This window comes from Shewanella sp. TB7-MNA-CIBAN-0143 (assembly GCF_040310065.1).
GTDB lineage: Bacteria > Pseudomonadota > Gammaproteobacteria > Enterobacterales > Shewanellaceae > Shewanella.
In genome coordinates, this window is record NZ_JBEOPL010000016.1 from 36,487 (window position 1) to 52,692 (window position 16,206).

The window sequence follows — 16,206 nt, forward strand, 5'->3', positions numbered from 1 at the left end:
GGCATCATAGGCTGAGAATTGCGCATTAATGCCAGTAGAAGCAATCATATTCTGCACGTCCCATCATATCCTGCACATCTAGACAAGAATTAACCTAAGGGGTCTTTTAGCATGAATAAAGAAAAGAATAGTGGCAGCCTTGATTTGCCAGTTGACACTTTCAGTAGCCACACCCCAACACCAACATCAGTTTCGCACTCCATACCCGCGGGGTTTGTGCGCGTGCGCGGCGCCCGAGAAAATAACCTGCAGAACGTTGACGTGGATCTACCCCGGGACTCGATAGTTGCTTTCACAGGGGTGTCCGGCTCTGGCAAATCCTCGCTCGCTTTTGGCACAATTTTCGCTGAGGCCCAGCGACGTTTCTTCGAGTCCGTCGCGCCGTATGCCCGGCGTCTGATCCAGCAAGGCCATACGCCTCAGGTGGACGAAATTACTGGATTGCCGCCAGCCGTCGCACTCCAGCAGCGCCGAGGTACACCCAACTCACGCTCAAGTGTAGGCACAGTCACCACCCTCTCGAACTCTCTACGGATGCTTTATTCCCGTACAGGTATTTACCCTGATGGGGCTTTGCGCCTCGAGTCGGACTCCTTTTCACCCAACACCGCCATGGGCGCTTGCCCTAAATGCCAGGGACTCGGAACCGCGCACACAGTCACCGAGGCATCGCTGGTGCTCGACCCTTCACTGAGCATTCGCGAAGGCGCCGTCACGGCTTGGCCTGGGGCGTGGCAGGGTAAGAACTTGCGCGACATCCTCACTGCGCTCGGCCATGATGTGGACATACCTTGGGAACAGCTGTCCCGCGCCGATCGCGATTGGATCTTGTTCACCGAGGAACAACCCGTGGTCGACATCATGCCGGAGCGAGAACGGCCCCGGCCTTACAAGGGGAAGTTCTGGAGCGCGCAGAGTTATGTGATGCACACGCTCGCCGATTCAAAAAGCGCTTCGGTGCGTAACCGTGTACTGAAATATGTTGAATCTGGACCATGCTTAATATGCGCGGGCAGCGGACTGCGCAGCGAAGCACTCGCCGTTACCTTTAACGGCCGCACCATAGCCGAGCTCAACAGCTTGTCGCTCACCGAGCTCCGCCACGTGCTTGACCGTCCGGCGGCCGCCAATACCCCGGGTGCGACTATCACCAAGGATCTCACTCGCCGCCTCGACGTGCTGCTCGATCTCGGCCTCGGATACCTAAGTCTAGGCCGCGCAACACCCACGCTCTCTCCTGGTGAAATGCAGCGGCTGCGCATAGCCACCCAGCTGCGCTCTGGGCTTTTTGGCGTAATCTACGTACTCGACGAGCCTTCCGCTGGGCTTCACCCGGCCGATGCCGAGCCGCTCCTAGCCGTACTCGACGAGCTCAAATCTAGTGGTAACTCAGTTTTTATCGTGGAACACAATATGGACGTGGTACGCCGCGCCGACTGGGTCATCGACGTCGGCCCGCATGCGGGAGAGCAGGGCGGAGTGGTCCTCTACAGCGGCCCGACGGCTGGACTCAAAGATGTACCTGCCTCGATCACGCGAAAATTTCTCTTTGCAAGCGAGCGTCCAGTCCCGGCTGCACGCGAGCTGCGACAACCGCTCGGTTGGCTTGGCCTGACGGGTATCACCCGCCATAACCTACGCGGACTCGACGCTGAGTTTCCGCTCGGCATACTGACCGCGGTCACGGGTGTCTCGGGCTCAGGCAAGTCCACTCTAGTGAGCCAGGTGCTTGCCGAGACTGTTGGCCTGCACCTTCATCCTGATCTGGATCCCAGTGACGGGAACGCATCCACAGCCTCGGTGGCCGGGGATAAGGATGAACAACCCGAGCCTAAACCCGTCGACATCACCACGGTTGAAGCGATCAACGGCGCGGATCTGATCGATCGACTGGTGCGCGTTGACCAGAAACCAATCGGTCGCACACCGCGGTCCAACCTCGCCACATATACAGGCCTGTTCGATGCCGTGCGCACCACATTCGCCGCGACCCCCGAGGCTCGGAGCCGAAAGTTCGGCGCTAGCCGGTTCTCGTTCAACGTGCCGGGTGGCCGCTGCGAGACCTGCCTTGGCGAGGGATTTGTGGCGGTCGGTCTGCTTTTTTTACCTGGCAGTTACTCGCCCTGTCCCGACTGCGGTGGCACGCGGTACAACCCTGAGACCCTCGAGGTGACATACTGTAACAAGAATATAGCCGAGGTGCTTGGGCTTACAGTGGATGCGGCAATGGTGTTTCTCGCCGATGTACCCTCGGCATTGCGCAGCCTTAAAACCCTTAGTGAGGTGGGGCTCGGCTACCTACGACTCGGCCAACCCGCCACCGAGCTTTCCGGAGGAGAGGCGCAACGCATCAAGCTCGCGACCGAGCTACAGCGGGCACGCCGCGGCCATACGTTGTACATTCTCGACGAGCCCACAACAGGGCTGCACCCTGCCGACGTACTATTGCTGCTCGCCCAGCTCAACCGGCTCGTCGATGCCGGCAATACCGTGATCGTGGTCGAACACGACATGGACGTGGTTGCCGCCGCCGACTGGGTTATTGACATCGGCCCTGAAGGCGGTGACAAGGGAGGCTGCATAGTGGTCGCTGGCACGCCCCATGCTGTGGCCGCCCACCCGGCGAGCCGAACGGCGCCCTACTTGGCCCAGTGCATCCCTACCACCTGAGCGACTGCCTGTCGTGGCAAACTAGGGGTCGCGCAATAATAAAGCTGACAGCTTTCTGAAATAGGCATGAATTTTGACCAGTGTACTCTTGAAAAAAGACTCTTAGCTGATTTGGGGCCAGCCTAATAGTTCCCGTATCATCAAACATGTCAATAAACGTTTTTGAAGCTTTTTTTTGCCGGCCCCAGGCGATCCGTACATAAAAATAGACACCGACTGTAGATCCGCAGGAAACGTGTTTAAATTGGCCTGTTCACGCGCTATCTGAGTGCGATTTGCTTTCGCATAGATGATGCCTTGGTTTCAATTTTAGTTTTTCTCTGTCATAGGTCGCGATAGGTTTACCCAATTAAAACAACAAGATACTAGCAATTGCAAGGTGAGTGTAAATTTACCATAGCTTGTATGTATCTACATGAACGGTTGGGTGTAATAACATCACGATAACATGGCACAACCTATTAATTATGATTACGGCAGCCTATATCGCGATGAAAACACCAATAAAACGGCGTTTTACCGCTAGGGAAATCGCTGATTTATTAAGCCATTGAATGGCTTTTTTATGCTCTCCGCCCTTAACTTCGTTGCTCATCGCACTCATCGCACTCATCGCACTCATCGCACTCATCGCACTCATCGCACTCATCGCACTCATCGCACTCATCGAGGGCATCGCTCACTTTGTTTGCAGTTTACCGCCTCATTGGTTTTACGCCGGTTGATACTTCGAGTATTGATGCCTATAAGGACAAACATAGTAGTATTTGTTTGGTTGAACTTGCTAACAAGTTTATCGACAGTCGCGACAAAAACACTTCCTTTTTCAGCACTATGTCATCTATTGAGTATTGCTCAATAGATGACAAAGTTGTGCCGTTTATCTACACGCTTGTGTACATACAATGGCGTAGAAATGCCTGTAAATAAGTGTATGTACGCAGTCGCACAGACAGTCAGATTGGCTGATGACATGATTTGAAGTTCTGACGTTATCGTACCGTGCGATTAAAGATCCTCAGATGAAGGAGTGACATGCCAAATGGATAAAACCTTAATCATAGATTATTACACTGACATTCTTTGTGTCTGGGCTTGGATTGCTCAGAAACGTGTTGATGAACTTAATAAAAAATTGGGACACAAAATCGAACTTAAATGTTACTACGTTGACGTTTTTGGTGATGTACCGACAAAAATAAACACTCAATGGCAATCAAAAGGCGGGTTTATTGGCTTTGCCGAGCACATACAACAGTCAGCATCTGCCTTTGAATATGCCTATATAAACCCAAAAGTATGGACGCAAGTTAGACCCACCACTTCAGCCAATGCGCATTTGATGCTTAAAGCGGTAGAGATTACTTATGATAAAAAGAAAAGTATCGATATGGCGCTAACATTTCGAACCGCATTTTTTGTTGATGGCTTGGATATTGGCAACCTTGAAGTCCTCTGTGATTTAGTTAACGCCAATGGACTAGACCTAAACACCATTAATACCAGCATTGGTGATGGCTCTGCTATGGCATCTTTAATGGGTGATTATCAAAAATCAAAGAGTCAAGGCATTAACGGTAGTCCTTCATATGTCCTTGATGGTGGGCGTCAAACATTGTATGGCAACATAGGTTTCGGCGTAATTCTTGCCAATATTGAAGAGCTTTTGAAGCATCCAACAGATGAGGCTAGTTGGTGCTAAAACGAAAGTGTACAGAGGTGAAGTTGAGAAGCATGTCTTCGATTGGAACATGAGGTTCTGCAACGCCCCAGCGCTATTTTACGTAATCAGATTAGCGCCTTCGCAGCCGCCACATCTGTTGGATATCGCACAGACGAATACCTATGGTCAAGTCCAGACTGACATACATTGAAAGTATAAGTCGTCTCAGTTTACCCAATCCTTAGCGCCGAAACTGACCAGATTACATCTGTTTGTGACAACCGGCTTATGGTAATCAGATAAGCTATAAATGTTTTAATAACAAGGGAATAATTACCATTACTGTCAAAAATGAAACCCTTCTTGAGAAATGTGATATTTAGGAGACAGACCATGATTGAAAAAATAGCAACTATCCAGTGGCAAGGTCAAGGTAAGAAAGGCCAAGGTAAAATAAGTACCGAGACCGGTGCACTGAAGCAATATCCTTACGGCTTCGGTAGTCGCTTCGAGGATGACCGAAGTGGCACTAACCCTGAAGAGATACTAGCCGCAGCCCATGCCGCGTGTTTTACGATGGCGTTTTCATTCGCCTGTGATAAGGCAGGGTTTGCCACCGCCAATATCGACACTAAGGCCAGCGTTCGTCTCGCTAAACAAGGCGAAGGTTTTGTTATAGACCGCATCGCGTTGACGATGAGCGCAGAGGTTGCGGGCATCGACGAGGCGAAATTTCAGGAGATTGCGGCTGCGGCAAAGTGTGACTGCCCGGTATCGAAGGCTCTTGCCGGTGTTGAGGATATTACCCTGCAAGCGACACTGAAGTAGGTCATCTCCTGAGACACGCTGTCAGCCCGCGCCATGCAACTACACAGCAGCAACGCCAAAGTCAGACCGAACGCTAAAACGAAGGTTTAATGACTGTATTCATATCCTGTTCCAGCATTTTTCTAACCGTCGGCAAGATTGCCGACGGTTCTTCTACGGTGAATAACGTTCGGTCTGGTGTCCGTGCGTTAACACATTCATCAATAGTCCTGATTTGGCAACTAACTCGGATACATAGACACAGAGCGGTTCGTCAATCGCATGAAAATGACACCAACGTTTGATAGCGTACAGACAGCGTTGCCGCTTTTACCTTTTAATAGTTCTGTATCGCTCTCATGTTGGTACATTTAACATTCGAAGGAGACGATACCTATGTTACGCACCGTTAACAATATAGAGGACTATGTCATCAGTGCTACAGATGGCAACATTGGTCATATCAAAGTCAAACGGATTCAGCATAAGGGGCCTGTGCTAATCAATATTTTTACCGTTCCCAATGCCTCCGTTCGTAAACATTGATCAAGTGAAAGGCATGGCAGCATCCATGGCAAAATTAATGTTGAATGGAAAATTTGCAGAAAGAGTCGATACAACCAGTACCGATCTAAAATACCTACGGGAATTATTATAAAACATGATGAAGCAAGCTATTAGGTTCACCACAATCGTCCTGCTTATTTTTGCCGTATTCATCTGCATTATTATCTGGCCTTTAGCAGGTTCTATTGTTCTTGTAGCGTTGCTCGTGCTGCTTGGGTTGTATGATTTATTTCAAACAAAACACACGATACTGAGAAACTATCCTGTCATTGGTCATATTCGTTATCTATTAGAAATGATAGGTCCAGAGCTTCATCAATATTTCGTAGAGTCTGATACCGATGGTAAACCCATTAACAAGAATCATCGCAATTACATCTACGAGCGAGCCAAAGAGCAAAATCAAACACGCCCCTTTGGCACTCAGCTAGATGTATATGATGATAATTACAAATGGATGCAGCACAGCATTTATCCTGCCAGCAAAATGGACACACCGCCACGGGTTATCATTGGCGGCAAAGATTGCCAACAACCTTACAGTGCTAGCCTATTTAATATCTCAGCCATGAGTTTTGGTGCGTTGAGCAAAAATGCAATTCAAGCCTTAAATTTGGGCGCTAAAGCAGGTGACTTCTTTCACGATACAGGCGAGGGAGGTATATCAGAATACCATTTACAAGGTGGCGATTTAGTGTGGGAAATTGGTACAGGTTATTTTGGTTGCCGCACAGATGATGGCTGTTTTGATGCGGAAAAATTTAAAGAAAAGGCAAATTTTGAGCAAGTAAAAATGATTGAAATCAAACTTTCACAAGGTGCAAAACCCGGGCACGGAGGGGTACTTCCCGCAGCCAAAAATAATCAAGAAATTGCTGGAATAAGAGGCGTTGAACCCCATACTGATGTGCTTTCACCTCCCGGCCATTCAGCTTTTAGCAATGCAGAAGGGTTATTGCAGTTTGTTGATCAATTGAGAGTACTATCCAACGGAAAACCTGTTGGCTTCAAACTTGCCATAGGCAGTAAGCAAGAGTTTATTGAAATATGTGAAAAAATGCTGGAAACAGGTATTAAACCCGATTTCATCACAGTGGATGGCGCAGAAGGGGGAACAGGCGCCGCTCCCATCGATTTCTCAAACTATGTCGGTATGCCTTGGGAAGATGCACTCATTTTCGCCGTGAATACGCTCAATACCTACAAGCTTAAAAAAGACATAAAAGTGATTACAGCGACTAAGATATTTACCGCTTTTGATCTTTTTAAAGCCCTTTGTATCGGGGCTGATATCTGTAATTCCGCTCGGGGTATGATGTTGGCTTTGGGTTGTGTTCAGTCCCTGAAATGCAATACCAATGAATGCCCTACGGGCGTCGCCACAAATAACCCCAAATTTGTGAGAGGCTTGGTGGTTTCAGAAAAATGGCAAAGAGTCCGTAATTATCACCAACACATGTTGGAAGATTTTTTGCAACTATTGGCCGCTTCGGGCTGTGATTCACTTGAAGAAATGAATCGAAGTTTAATTTATAGAAAGCTTGATAAGCAATGGTTTTCCTATGATGAGGTGGTAAAAGTCCGCTGATTTTTATGAATTCACGCTATTTAAACGCCGTATCGCTATACGCATAGCTATAACAGAAGCCGTGTCTACGCCTGCCATGATGCTTATGAGAGTGCCACGTTTTCACTGCAACATCATCTCTCAGAATGTGAGCGATGCTCAAAGTCTCATCACATCAACATTGGGCCCTGACAGGCCACAACATAAAGGAGTTTAACCATGAACAAGAAAGAAGCTTACCAAAAAAAACTACAGGCACAATTAGACCAGTGGAGCGCAGAGATCGATAAGCTCAAGGCAAAAGCTGATAACGCGGAGGCCGATGTACAAATTGAGTACTACAAACAAATCGAGGAACTGCGAACGATGCAAAAATCGGCCAACAGCAAACTTACCGAACTTAAGGCATCCAGTGACGATGCATGGGAGGAGCTTAAGGCCGGTATGGATAGTGCGTGGAATTCGCTGAAGTCGGCCACCTCTAAATTCAAATAAACAGCTGGTCATCTCGGTAGGATCTTGTGGTTATCGTTGTGCAGTTACCATATCCAATTCACCACTTAATCGTTCACTCTACAGTCGAATATGTTTACTTTTTGTATATGCAACCCGAGCGTAAACGCTCGAGAATGCGACTTGCCAACTCTGCCAATATACTATTGGTGGGTAATATTACAAAGGATCATTGTCAGTGGTCAGTGGTCAGTGTTAGTGACGGAGGCGGTTAGTCACTAGTCAGGCTCTGCAAGGCATTGGTGATCTCAGTCATCCGCGCCGCCGTGACTTTACCATGAACCTGCGATATAAGATTACCGTTCTTATCCAAAACAACAATGACCGCCTCTTCGCTATCAGAGGGCACACCCAACGCGCTTTCCATGATCTGTGAGTTGAGAATCCAGGTTTGATCGTGATAGCGCTGCGGCACTTGTTCTTTGGCTCGGCCAATGACATCTTCTTCCGACATAAAGAAGGGTAAATTGACAGCCAATACGTCGCGAACCCGATATTTACTATGATCTATCTCTGAGCGCAATGTGTTAACCCACTCCCGAGTGGATATTGCGGCATTGCGAGACGGCGTAAGTATGAGCAGTGTCGGTTGACCTATCAGTTTGTTACTGTCAACTTTTTCGCCGCTAAGCGCCGTCGCTGTAAATGACGGCCATGGTCCATCGCCTGCAGTAGCAGACGGCCCACATAGGGTTAGTATCGCAAGTAGGGTCAGTTCAGTAACGCGTCGGGATGTTGAGCCCCAAAGTGTTGTCGGTATCATTGGTCTGGTTAGCATAGTATTCCTCCGCTCAGTAGTAGGGGTGCGAACAAGCAGGCCAAGCCAGATCCAAATACAGAAGTCGCAGCATTCAGTGAAACTCCTTCATAAATCATCTTGGCTCTCATGTTTGACGAGTAAGCATCACACATACAATATGCGATTGACGACATTTCATCTGTTCGCTAGCGAACTTTCTGCCAGCCAATGACCCTATTAGATCTGCAGGCATCATTTGTGGGTATGTGTTCTAACGAACAGACCAGCTAAATGCCAGCGCGCAAGCTGTAGTTCTCAGGACTTGCCGCAATGATCTTTTCCTCGGGTTCGGCAGGATTCATCCTCATCATACATAACAGGATATCTAGCTTATGCTTTTCGAAACATTTTCTAACCGCTCGCTGCAGCTATCCAATCGCATGGTAATGGCGCCGTTAACACGCAGTCGGGCTACGCCTGAGCACACGCCTAACGCGCTGATGGCAACGTACTACGGCCAACGTGCGACGGCTGGACTGATTATTACCGAGGGCACTTCGCCCAGCCCCAACGGACTGGGCTACCCACGCATCCCCGGTCTTTTCGATAGCACGCAGATGAATGCATGGAAGGCAAGCACATCAGCGGTACACGCCAAAGGCGGTAAAATCTTCTTACAGTTGATGCACTGCGGTCGAGTCGCGCATGTCGACAACTTGCCAACAGGTGCCGAAATACTCGGGCCAGATGCCGCGGCATGTCCCGGCGAGATGTATACCGACACCCTAGGGATGCAGCCCCACAGTAGGCCCCGCAAAATGACCGAGGCCGACATCGCTCATGTGATAAATGAGTATGTGACGTCAGCGAAGCTCGCGCTGGAGGCAGGTTTCGACGGTGTCGAAATACACGGCGCCAACGGCTACTTAATCGAGCAGTTTTTGAATCCGCTTATCAACCTGCGCACTGACGGTTACGGCGGCAGCATTGAAGGCCGCAACCGACTCGCGCTGGAGATTGTGCGTGCGACAGTGGCAGCCATCGGCAGCGATCGGGTTGGTATCCGGCTCTCTCCTTACGGTGTGTTCAATGGCACCGGCGCATTCCCCGACATAGAGACGCAGTACCTGGCATTGACTAAGGCACTTTCCTCACAGGGGCTTCTCTACATCCACTTGGTTGATCATTCATCCATGGGGGCACCGGCGGTACCCGCCGACTTTAAGCTTAAGCTGCGCGCTGGTTTCGATGGTCTGTTCATTCTGTCTGGAGGGTTTGATCATCAAAGCGCTGAACAGGCGTTACGCGATAAACATGGCGACCTGGTAGCCTTTGGCCGTCCGTTTTTGGCTAACCCTGATCTCGTCGCTCGGATGCGCCAAGATGCAACGCTCAACACGCCAGACGAAGCGACTTTTTACGTACCTGGCGCCAAGGGTTATACCGACTATCCAACTCTCGCGACTTCTCCAGAGCGTTAACGCCAAAAGTTATCGCCGAGGTAGCACAATTTAGTAGAAGCTTGCGGCGTCCATAAGACCAAATTGAAACAGGATTTCACTATGACTTACAAAAGCATTAATCCCAATAACGGAACAATATTGAAGACCTTTGATGAAATCAGTGATGCACAGCTTGACATCAAACTTGCCACTGCGCATGCCTGTTACCAGACATGGAAAAACACCAGCTATAAGCAACGCGCCGCTATTATGGCCAAGGCTGCGGAACTTCTGCATGCGCATACTGATGACTATGCCAAGCTGGCAACACTGGAGATGGGCAAGCGAATTGATGAAGCCCGTGGCGAAGTCAATTTCAGTGGTAAAATCCTCAGCTATTATGCAGACCACGCAGAAGCGTTTTTAGCTCCAGAGCAACTTGACCCGGAACATGGCGAAGCCCATATGGAAAGCAGCCCGATAGGCGTGATTTTCTGCGTCGAGCCGTGGAACTTTCCCTTTTATCAACTTGCTCGTGTCGCAGGCCCGCAACTGATGGCGGGCAATGTTTTGGTGGTGAAACATGCCAGCAATGTACCCCAATGTGCTATTGCCTTTGAGCAGTTGTTGATTGATGCGGGCGCACCTGAGGGGTTGTACACAAATCTGCTGGTTTCGCACCAACAGTCTAACCAGATTATCGACGACCCGCGCGTCAAGGGCGTGGCACTGACAGGTGGTTTTGCCGCTGGCAGAAGCGTTGCCGCCCGAGCAGGGCAAAACCTCAAACCCTCGTCGATGGAGCTCGGTGGCAGTGATGCCTTTATCGTGCTTGATGACGCTGATCTCGACAACACTATTCCCTGGGCTGTTTGGGGCCGTATGTACAACCAGGGACAAACCTGCTGTGCTGCTAAACGCTTTATTGTGCTCGATTCGATTGCTGACAAATTCATCGAAAAGTTTCAAACCGCGCTTGAACTTCAGCAACCTGGCGATCCGATGGACGAAACAACGACCAAGGGACCGATGTCGCAAGAAGCCGCTCTGGTTAATATTTTGAAGCAGGTCGATGATGCTGTAGCCCATGGTGCTAAGGTGTTAATGGGCGGCAAGCGTATCGACTGCCCGGGCTCTTTCATGCAGACCACGATACTGACCAACATTGCGCCAGGCAACCCTGCTTATCGCACTGAGTTCTCGGCCCAGTTGCGTTGATTTTTCGTGTCAAGGACGAAGCCGCGGCCATAGCGCTTGCCAACGATTCTGACTTCGGACTTGGTGGATCTGTGTTTACCGAAGATGCCGCTCGTGGCAAACGCGTCGCCAGTCAGATTGATACCGGTATGATGTTCATCAACAATATTGATTGGACCGATGCCGCGCTTCCGTTCGGCGGGGTCAAAGATTCCGGTTATGGCCGCGAACTCGGCGAAATGGGCATTCAGCAGTTCGTTAATAAGAAGCTGGTTCGCACCATTTCGATGGCAGCACCGGTGTAACGGTTGCACAGCTAGGGGCTAGCAAACTGAAAATATTAATATTTCACAAGCAATACCCTATATGGCAACGGCATAAGATGGCGAATGAGCTTAGTTATCTAAGATAGCGACATAGTTATCGAGAGTTTAACTAAATCGATGGGTTAGGTGGCTGTGGTTTGAAAATGCTATGGTTTGACAATGCTGTGGTTTAACAATGCTATGGTTTCACAGCGCTGAGTTTGAATGAAATTAATTCATAGCACTTTAAGCGTCTAGCTGTGAAGCCGATTAATCTTGCTTGGGAGGATATAGAAAGGGCATGACGTTATTGTTTTTAATGTTTGGGATGATTTGTTATAAACGACAAGATGGCCAAATATACCATGTCAAGCCACCAATGAGGGGTAGCTTGGCATAGATGATTAGTTAATAGATGATTAGTTAATAGGTTTCTAGTCTATCGGTTTCTGTTTTTACCACGGCATAACATTCGCAGCACAGCGTTTCGAGTTTTTGTCTGTTGGTCACGGTAATTTGACCGCGCTTATAGTTGATTACCCCAAGTTTTTGCAGTTTACCGGCGGCTTCAGTTACGCCTTCTCGTCTGACGCCTAACATGTTGGCGATCAACTCTTGGGTCATTGTGAGATTGTTGCTAGCCAGTCTATCAAGTGATAGTAGCAGCCAACGACAAAGTTGCTGGTCGATAGAATGGTGCCTGTTACATATTGCCGTCTGCGCCATTTGTGCCATCAGTGCTTGAGTGTAACGTAACAACAGTTCGCGAAGGTTTTGATTGTCGTTAAATTCATCGAACAATATCGATGCGGACAATTTATAGGCTCGGCCTGCGCTTTGAACTATGGCGCGATTTATGGTGCTTTCTCCCCCCATAAACACGGCAATGCCCACTAAACCTTCATTGCCGACAACAGATATTTCTGCCGATGCGCCATCTTCGAGAACATTCAGTAAAGAGACAATACTATCAATGGGAAAATAGACATTTTCAAGGTTTTGACCAGCTTCATAAATAACTTTACCTAAGGGCAGTTTTATTATCTTTAACTGTGGAAATAAGCGCTGTTTTGTCGCTTCAGGTAATGCTTTAAGTAATGCGTTCTCATTTGGGTCAATCATTGATAACCTTTCAATATATTAAAGTGAGACATTCACTACTTGCTATGATCTTTCTTATGTCATTGATTTAATGCAAGATTACATAATACTTAAGTAATCTTGTTATCAATATAACAGAGTTTGTTGAATCGAGAGGGTTAAAATGCCTTGTTTAGCGTGATTTGCGATCACAGCAGGCGAGTGGAACCATTATTTTTGGTTCAAAAGGCATTGCATGTTGAGTTGTATTTATGAGTTGTATTTATACTCATCGACAGGATATTTAGTTGGGGGGGAGATAGTAAAAAGACCTTTGCAAAGCTGCGTTTCGCTCATAGGAAAGAGACTAAACAACGGCCTACAGCGATTACGTTTAGGCCGCAAGTCAGCTGCTAAGGCTGCTGTTTTGTGAAGATGGATGGCATAAAAGGGCTGAGCAGAAAAGTGATTGCAAGATCCATTTCTCTAGTGGCTATACATTCGGCTTTTGCCGCCGGAGTTAGTTAAGTTTATGTGCTTTAAGTTTATGTGCAGTCTGATGCAAGATGCATTTAACATCTGATTTTTTCGTCGACCTAAACTCACATGTTGAAGCGCTTTGACTGATATTTACAATTTAATCATTTTGAATATCATCAAGCGCCTGACGAACTTCATCCAAAATTAATCTGTTTGCCACTTTTTCATCGATATCGGGTACATCCCATCCAAAAATAGCGCGATATTTCTCAATCAAATTGTTGACATCTTCGATGATATCGCTGCGATGGGCCGCTAACTCTAATTTTTCTATGTCAGTCATGCTCGTTCACCTTAAAAGTTTATAGATAACTCCAGATTAAACTATTATTCATGCTCCATCGGTGCGACACCGAACAGATTGAATAGAAAATTTGGTGCAAGCTGATAGACATCCACTCTATTAGGAAAGCAATGATTTATTGTTTGCCATCTTTAATCTGGAGCAAATACATCATGTTACATACATTGAATGATTTACAAAATTTATCTATTCACGCCTCTGATGGCGATATTGGATTAACCAAAGATTTTTATTTTGATGACAAGCATTGGGTGATTAGATATTTGGTAGTCGAAACGGGTTCTTGGTTATCAAGCAAAAAAATATTGCTTTCACCCATATCAATCAAAGAATTTAATCAGGAACAAAAGACGCTTGCTGTCACAATCTCAAGAGAGCAGGTAAAAAACAGCCCTGACATCGATAGCGAGAAACCAGTCTCTAGGCAGCATGAGGTCGATCATATGGAATATTATGGTTACTCACAATACTGGGGTAACACTGGTATTTGGGGAAGTGAGCCCAGTCCAAACATGATGGCACCTGGTTATTATAGTGTCGCGCCAAAGCCAGATAACTTAGATAACCCAGAGATGTCCGCAGATGTTGAGGCAGCACTATCACGGGATAATGATCATCATCTACGCAGCAGTCATGCCGTGGCGGGTTATCACCTTGATGCCATAGACGGTGAATTGGGTCATTTGCAAGGTATGTTAATAGATATCGACACTTGGGCTATTCGTTATTTGATTATTAACACCAGTAATTGGTGGTTGGGTCATCTGGTTTTGATTGCGCCCAAATCGATTAAAGAGGTGAGTTGGCCTACCTCTAAAATTTATGTTGATATGACGCAGCAGCAAGTGAAAGATGCTCCCACATACGATCCATCAGTGCCTTTCGATCTTGAACATGAGCAAAATCTGCATACTCATTATGGCCATAATGATGGATAACATTATTACCTCTCTATAAGGTGTTTGGCTGTCGTGTTTAGGTTGTTTGTTTAAAAAGTGTTCTTGGAGTCAGTTATCTATTTCAATATGAAAATATAGTCAATATCAGTTAGTTATTGCAGTTTTTTCTTCTTGAAATTACTGCAATTAATTGAAACTAGGAGACATATTAAATATTTAAGACGATGACTTTGAACCCAAGGGGTACCCTTTATAAAAACAAGCTATCTGTTTTCAACATTTAACGATAAAGCTTTATCAGACATGATGAAGCTTTTTTGTGTTGATGAAAGACTCCCATCAGATTCATTAGACCATTACACAAGAACCTCGCGGGCCTGAGACACACAGACCTTTAAATACTCTTCAAACGTGTCGACTAAATTAAGCGTTCCGATGAAGCTTAAATGGTGGCTGGATTTACTTTAATGAATGAAAGATAAACATTTATGCAGGCGCTTTGGATTAGGTTGTTGCTTCAAATTGGCTGGCAATTTTGTTTTGATACAGTCAAGAGCTTGCTAATATCATGTGCACTCTATACTCGACATCTTGTTTCATACTTTCTGATTCGAATCCCGCGCGGGCACGAAATACATAGCCCTGTCGAATATCAAACATAAGCTTTGCACGTGCTAATGATGGAAAATTGGCAGGTAAAACACCTCTTGCTTTTTCTAGCTCAAAGCGTCGCGATAATCGCGCATCGGTATCTAATACTGCTCTTTGTAATAGTTCTTGTGCTCCCTCGACCTCGCCAGCACTTGTGGCAACGCTGGAACTGAGAAAGCAGCCTTTTGCGCCGCTACCATTTGCAGTACTGTAATCAATCACTGCAATCATGAACGAGCGGACAGCTTGGTTAATATCGGGTTCTGTTTCAAAGGCTACTAATGGTGCGCATGCATCAATTGTGGCGTAGCAGTTTATAGCTTCTAAATAGAGTTTACGTTTGTCACCAAAAACCGAGTAAAGGCTAGGGCTGTTAATACCCATTGCTTGGGTTAAATCTTTAATGGAGGCGGCATCATATCCTTGTTTCCAGAAAACATGCATGGCGGACAAAAGCGCTTCGCTACGATCAAAAGCGCGTGGCCTACCAGCCTTATTTTGAATCATATCGGATACCTCAACGCTGTGGATTTAATGATTTATTTTAGTATCAAATGATACATAATTCAATTAATTAAAACCCATTAACCTCGGTAAGGTAATGATTATGCTCTAGGAAGTTGTCTATATTGGCAATATAATTTTGTAACGATCACTATGAAATGTTGACACCTTGGCATTATTTTGTTTTTATAATATTCACTACAAAACATTGGAATAAACATGAACTCATCTAAATTAGTAGCAGGACAAACCTTTCCAGACATCACTCTAGCGCTGCTTGGTGGTGGTGAAATTAATCTTACGGCTGTTCCGGCAGAGGGCTGCGATTGGCGTATGGTGGTTGTTTATCGGGGTAAGCACTGTCCCATTTGTACTCAATATCTATCGACGTTGAACGAGCTGTTGCCTGAATTCAAGAAGTTAGGTGTTGATGTTGTAGCTGTATCCGCCGATCCCATAGAAAAAGCGATGGCTCAAATGGAGCTGGTTAAGCCTTTATTTGATGTGGCGTACGGCTTAAGTATTGAACAAATGCAACAAATCGGGGTGTATATTTCAAATCCTCGCTCGCCGGAAGAAACTGACCGACCTTTTGCCGAACCCGGATTGTTTATTATTAATGATAAAAAACAGGCACAAATTATTGATATATCGAATGTTCCTTTCTCTCGCCCAGAGCTGAAGTCAATGATTATGGGTTTAGGTTTTATCCGTAATCCACAAAACAATTACCCAATAAGAGGAACCTACAAATAAAA

Annotated in this window: 15 protein-coding genes and 1 pseudogene; 11 read left to right on the forward strand and 5 right to left on the reverse strand. The window is 46.7% G+C overall.

Going from position 1 to position 16,206, the window contains the following annotated elements; genetic code table 11:
- The first annotated feature begins 111 nt into the window (after positions 1-111).
- Positions 112-2,670: an excinuclease ABC subunit UvrA gene (locus tag AAEY97_RS13910; RefSeq protein WP_350999448.1), complete on the forward strand. Its 2,559-nt coding sequence runs from the start codon at positions 112-114 to the stop codon at positions 2,668-2,670.
- Positions 2,671-3,151: 481 nt separating this feature from the next.
- On the opposite strand, the gene AAEY97_RS13915 is transcribed toward AAEY97_RS13910, so the two are convergent.
- Complete coding sequence (locus tag AAEY97_RS13915; RefSeq protein WP_350999451.1) at positions 3,152-3,337, reverse strand: hypothetical protein; 186 nt, start codon at positions 3,335-3,337, stop codon at positions 3,152-3,154.
- 17 nt (positions 3,338-3,354) lie between these two features.
- Between AAEY97_RS13915 and AAEY97_RS13920 the strand changes: the two genes are divergently transcribed.
- From AAEY97_RS13920 to AAEY97_RS13945, 6 genes are all read left to right on the forward strand, one after another.
- Positions 3,355-3,600 (forward strand): hypothetical protein, encoded by a 246-nt coding sequence (locus AAEY97_RS13920; RefSeq protein WP_350999454.1) that lies wholly within the window; start codon positions 3,355-3,357, stop codon positions 3,598-3,600.
- A 112-nt stretch (positions 3,601-3,712) separates the two neighbouring features.
- On the forward strand, positions 3,713-4,372 hold the full coding sequence (locus AAEY97_RS13925; protein WP_101088479.1) for a DsbA family oxidoreductase: 660 nt from the start codon (positions 3,713-3,715) through the stop codon (positions 4,370-4,372).
- Between the two features lie 354 nt (positions 4,373-4,726).
- Positions 4,727-5,161, forward strand: a complete 435-nt coding sequence (locus AAEY97_RS13930) for an OsmC family peroxiredoxin (protein WP_123777477.1) — start codon at positions 4,727-4,729, stop codon at positions 5,159-5,161.
- A 375-nt stretch (positions 5,162-5,536) separates the two neighbouring features.
- Positions 5,537-5,686, forward strand: coding sequence for a hypothetical protein (locus tag AAEY97_RS13935; protein ID WP_259395455.1), 150 nt, complete (start codon positions 5,537-5,539; stop codon positions 5,684-5,686).
- Between the two features lie 115 nt (positions 5,687-5,801).
- Positions 5,802-7,295 (forward strand): FMN-binding glutamate synthase family protein, encoded by a 1,494-nt coding sequence (locus tag AAEY97_RS13940; RefSeq protein WP_259395454.1) that lies wholly within the window; start codon positions 5,802-5,804, stop codon positions 7,293-7,295.
- Positions 7,296-7,493: 198 nt separating this feature from the next.
- Positions 7,494-7,769 carry a sll1863 family stress response protein gene (locus tag AAEY97_RS13945; protein WP_350999459.1) on the forward strand — a complete coding sequence of 92 codons (276 nt, stop codon included), beginning with the start codon at positions 7,494-7,496 and terminating at the stop codon, positions 7,767-7,769.
- A gap of 229 nt (positions 7,770-7,998) precedes the next feature.
- Here AAEY97_RS13945 and AAEY97_RS13950 read toward each other — a convergent pair whose 3' ends face one another.
- Positions 7,999-8,310 (reverse strand): hypothetical protein, encoded by a 312-nt coding sequence (locus AAEY97_RS13950; RefSeq protein WP_350999462.1) that lies wholly within the window; start codon positions 8,308-8,310, stop codon positions 7,999-8,001.
- Between the two features lie 608 nt (positions 8,311-8,918).
- On the opposite strand from AAEY97_RS13950, the gene AAEY97_RS13955 reads away from it, so the two are divergent.
- Both AAEY97_RS13955 and AAEY97_RS13960 read left to right on the forward strand, forming a co-directional pair.
- A complete protein-coding gene (locus tag AAEY97_RS13955) occupies positions 8,919-10,007 on the forward strand; it encodes an alkene reductase (protein ID WP_350999465.1) in 1,089 nt (362 codons plus the stop codon).
- 81 nt (positions 10,008-10,088) lie between these two features.
- Positions 10,089-11,470, forward strand: a pseudogene (locus AAEY97_RS13960) (NAD-dependent succinate-semialdehyde dehydrogenase).
- A 423-nt stretch (positions 11,471-11,893) separates the two neighbouring features.
- Here AAEY97_RS13960 and AAEY97_RS13965 read toward each other — a convergent pair.
- Together AAEY97_RS13965 and AAEY97_RS13970 are read right to left on the reverse strand one after the other, a co-directional pair.
- Positions 11,894-12,592 carry a Crp/Fnr family transcriptional regulator gene (locus tag AAEY97_RS13965; RefSeq protein ID WP_101088470.1) on the reverse strand — a complete coding sequence of 233 codons (699 nt, stop codon included), beginning with the start codon at positions 12,590-12,592 and terminating at the stop codon, positions 11,894-11,896.
- A gap of 595 nt (positions 12,593-13,187) precedes the next feature.
- A complete protein-coding gene (locus tag AAEY97_RS13970) occupies positions 13,188-13,373 on the reverse strand; it encodes a hypothetical protein (RefSeq protein WP_162022975.1) in 186 nt (61 codons plus the stop codon).
- A 173-nt stretch (positions 13,374-13,546) separates the two neighbouring features.
- On the opposite strand from AAEY97_RS13970, the gene AAEY97_RS13975 reads away from it, so the two are divergent.
- The gene (locus AAEY97_RS13975; protein ID WP_101088494.1) at positions 13,547-14,332 is read left to right on the forward strand and encodes a PRC-barrel domain-containing protein; all 786 of its coding nucleotides are present in this window, start codon (positions 13,547-13,549) and stop codon (positions 14,330-14,332) included.
- Positions 14,333-14,842: 510 nt separating this feature from the next.
- Here the strand turns inward: AAEY97_RS13975 and AAEY97_RS13980 are convergent.
- Positions 14,843-15,451: a TetR/AcrR family transcriptional regulator gene (locus AAEY97_RS13980; protein ID WP_192114794.1), complete on the reverse strand. Its 609-nt coding sequence runs from the start codon at positions 15,449-15,451 to the stop codon at positions 14,843-14,845.
- A 216-nt stretch (positions 15,452-15,667) separates the two neighbouring features.
- On the opposite strand from AAEY97_RS13980, the gene AAEY97_RS13985 reads away from it, so the two are divergent.
- Positions 15,668-16,204, forward strand: coding sequence for a peroxiredoxin-like family protein (locus AAEY97_RS13985; RefSeq protein WP_101088467.1), 537 nt, complete (start codon positions 15,668-15,670; stop codon positions 16,202-16,204).
- The last annotated feature ends 2 nt before the right edge of the window (positions 16,205-16,206 follow it).

What these genes read in the sequence shown, in the direction of transcription:
- AAEY97_RS13910 (WP_350999448.1), top strand. Translation starts at nt 112, where the DNA reads ATGAATAAAGAAAAGAATAGTGGCAGCCTTGATTTGCCAGTTGACACT.
- AAEY97_RS13915 (WP_350999451.1), bottom strand. Translation starts at nt 3,337, where the DNA reads ATGAGTGCGATGAGTGCGATGAGTGCGATGAGTGCGATGAGTGCGATG.
- AAEY97_RS13925 (WP_101088479.1), top strand. Translation starts at nt 3,713, where the DNA reads ATGGATAAAACCTTAATCATAGATTATTACACTGACATTCTTTGTGTC.
- AAEY97_RS13930 (WP_123777477.1), top strand. Translation starts at nt 4,727, where the DNA reads ATGATTGAAAAAATAGCAACTATCCAGTGGCAAGGTCAAGGTAAGAAA.
- AAEY97_RS13935 (WP_259395455.1), top strand. Translation starts at nt 5,537, where the DNA reads ATGTTACGCACCGTTAACAATATAGAGGACTATGTCATCAGTGCTACA.
- AAEY97_RS13940 (WP_259395454.1), top strand. Translation starts at nt 5,802, where the DNA reads ATGATGAAGCAAGCTATTAGGTTCACCACAATCGTCCTGCTTATTTTT.
- AAEY97_RS13945 (WP_350999459.1), top strand. Translation starts at nt 7,494, where the DNA reads ATGAACAAGAAAGAAGCTTACCAAAAAAAACTACAGGCACAATTAGAC.
- AAEY97_RS13955 (WP_350999465.1), top strand. Translation starts at nt 8,919, where the DNA reads ATGCTTTTCGAAACATTTTCTAACCGCTCGCTGCAGCTATCCAATCGC.
- AAEY97_RS13965 (WP_101088470.1), bottom strand. Translation starts at nt 12,592, where the DNA reads ATGATTGACCCAAATGAGAACGCATTACTTAAAGCATTACCTGAAGCG.
- AAEY97_RS13970 (WP_162022975.1), bottom strand. Translation starts at nt 13,373, where the DNA reads ATGACTGACATAGAAAAATTAGAGTTAGCGGCCCATCGCAGCGATATC.
- AAEY97_RS13975 (WP_101088494.1), top strand. Translation starts at nt 13,547, where the DNA reads ATGTTACATACATTGAATGATTTACAAAATTTATCTATTCACGCCTCT.
- AAEY97_RS13980 (WP_192114794.1), bottom strand. Translation starts at nt 15,451, where the DNA reads ATGATTCAAAATAAGGCTGGTAGGCCACGCGCTTTTGATCGTAGCGAA.
- AAEY97_RS13985 (WP_101088467.1), top strand. Translation starts at nt 15,668, where the DNA reads ATGAACTCATCTAAATTAGTAGCAGGACAAACCTTTCCAGACATCACT.